Source organism: Virgibacillus alimentarius, assembly GCF_000709085.1.
Taxonomy (GTDB): domain Bacteria; phylum Bacillota; class Bacilli; order Bacillales; family Amphibacillaceae; genus Virgibacillus_B; species Virgibacillus_B alimentarius.
In genome coordinates, this window is sequence record NZ_JFBD01000132.1 from 1 (window position 1) to 2,437 (window position 2,437).

Below are 2,437 nucleotides of genomic sequence, written 5' to 3' on the forward strand. Positions count from 1 at the left end.
CCCTAGTAAATAATCTCCCTTCCTAGCCCGTCTGCCCCGATATAAGGACCGATTGTTGCAACAGATATCGCAATGACAGCTGCAAGTCTTAGTCCTGCCATTAAGAAAGGAATCGATAAAGGAAATTGAATTTTGTAAAGTAATTGAAGGGAGGTCATTCCATTTCCGACCCCTGCTTCCATAATACTGTCATCTACTTCCTTAATCCCAACATAGGTGTTTTTAACGATTGGCAGTAAGGAGTATAAAAAGAGACCAATGACGACCGTATTAAAGCCAAAACCGAAATATAACATTAAAATAGCGAGCAACGCCAAACTTGGTATTAATTGAATCACATTCGTTATGGAAATGATAATGGGTGCGAGCTTTTCAAATTTTGCCGCGAGAATGCCAAGCGGTACTCCAACAACCAGTGCTAACCCTATTCCATAAACAACCATTAGAAGATGTTCAATAGATAAAGCGAGTAATTCATCCATGTTCTCGATCATATAGCTGCCTAATTCCGTGATAAAATTCATTCACATCCCCTTTTCTATTGATTTGACATTTTCTAAGTATCTATTGTTTCTCTTTACATTGATGAATGGATAGTATTCATTAGACTTCTCTAAATCTTGTTACCTATTAATTGCTTTTAGATGCCTTTCTTAAAGCTATTATCAGACCAAAGCCTGCTATCACAACCAAAATGATACTAGCATATATGGAAACTTGGCTTACGGAGTCACCAGACGCTTTATTATCCGGATGGTCTTTATCCTCAGCACTGGCGGTTTGAATGTCTTCTCCTGGAAAGTTCCCTACTAAAGGTAAGTTGATATGGCTTTCTTCGGGATAAACAGTGATTTCTGTCCCTGGCTCAGGTCGCTTTGTATACGCATGATCACTGGAAAGAAGAACAATACCGATCCGATGTCCTTTCTTAAATTCATAATCATGAGGCTCCATTTCCCAATTGAACCGATATGGCTGATCGGCAATTAACGCTTCGGATTTTGATAAAGAATTCCTGTTTCTAGGATCCATCCATCCTCGAGTAACGATTTCTTCTCCATCTGGACCATAGTCAACAAGCAAAGCTGATAAATTGGCAGCAGAACGGTCCACACTCGCCTTGATAGTCAATTCCGGTGTGCCGCTTAACCTTACGGATTCTTCTAATGTTGGACTAACATAGGCTAGACGATTATTAGAATCCGTGAATGGATGTTGAATGATTTCACTCGCTTTGATGGAGGCATTATCGATAAAACGCTCTTTTTCTTGATCAGATGGTACGTCATTGATGCTTAATCCAATCGATTCATCACGATCATCATTCGTTAAATAAAGCGTCTTATCCTCTGCATCTTTCCGAGGCCATTCGTTGAGTTCTTCCCATGACTGATCAACATGCTCGATCTCAACCATCGCTTCATCCATCACGTCATTTTCAATATCATATAACCAATAAGCAAACCATTTATTTAAAGTTGTCAGCCATGCTTCTCCACGAACTTCCAACGGATCAACGTGCTCCCCCTGATGTAGCCACAATTTTCGTGGTACCTCATTTTTCTTCAATAATTCCCACCACTGAGCAAATTGTTTCTTCTGTACGTTCACATCATTTAAACCATGGATCAGAAACACACTCGCCTTGATTTGATCGGCATCTTTTAAATAATTACGGGCATCCCAAAAACCATTGTAATCCCCCGTTTTGCGATCTTGATCTTTCTCTATTTGATCCATGAAATCCTTACAAACATCCGGATTGTCGCGGGTTAATACACCTCTTGCTAAGCGGTCTGCATCATCCCCTTGGTACCCGCCTGGCGCAATTACCGCTCCATTTGCTCGGTAATAATCGTACCAATTTGTGATGGCATTGATGGGGACGATTGTTTTCAACCCTTCTACACCTGTTGTAGCCACACCATTTGCAAGCGTTCCATCATAAGACAAACCAATCATACCAACATTTCCAGTTGACCAATCAGCAGCAACTTCCTTCCCGTCTTTGTCATATGCTACAGCTCGGTGATTGAACCAATCGATTACCGTTTTGGCTGCAAGTATTTCTTTCTTATCACCTGTTGTTGGGCATCCATCAGAGTGTTCTGTCCCGATACTATTAGCCGTGACAACGGCATAGCCTCTTGGTACAAAATAGTTGAAATAATGATCCTTTAGATTTCGAGATGAGGCTGGTTTCCCCCCATACAGTTCTTTATCGACATCATGATAGTCTGGGTAGTATAGCCCTCCATTGTAAGGACTCATATTAAATATAACTGGTACTTGCATGCCATTTTCTGTTTCTTTCGGACGCATGATCTCTACATAAATACGGTCTTTTTCACCGTCTTCATCGCTATCAACTGGAGTTTCTACATATACTTTATCAACAATCGCTTCCTCATACGAGAAAGCTTCTTGCGTCATTCCA

Annotated in this window: 2 protein-coding genes; both read right to left on the reverse strand. The window is 40.7% G+C overall.

The window, feature by feature from the left end; genetic code table 11:
• Nucleotides 1-2: 2 nt before the first annotated feature.
• Nucleotides 3-524, reverse strand: coding sequence for an ABC transporter permease (locus tag GZ63_RS0115910; RefSeq protein WP_084179382.1), 522 nt, complete (start codon nt 522-524; stop codon nt 3-5).
• A gap of 106 nt (nt 525-630) precedes the next feature.
• The coding region (locus GZ63_RS0115915; RefSeq protein WP_156947760.1) for a Xaa-Pro dipeptidyl-peptidase at nt 631-2,437 on the reverse strand (1,807 nt) is incomplete at its 5' end.

Excerpts from the sequence above, each read along its gene's own strand:
- GZ63_RS0115910 (WP_084179382.1), bottom strand. The coding sequence starts at position 524 with ATGAATTTTATCACGGAATTAGGCAGCTATATGATCGAGAACATGGAT.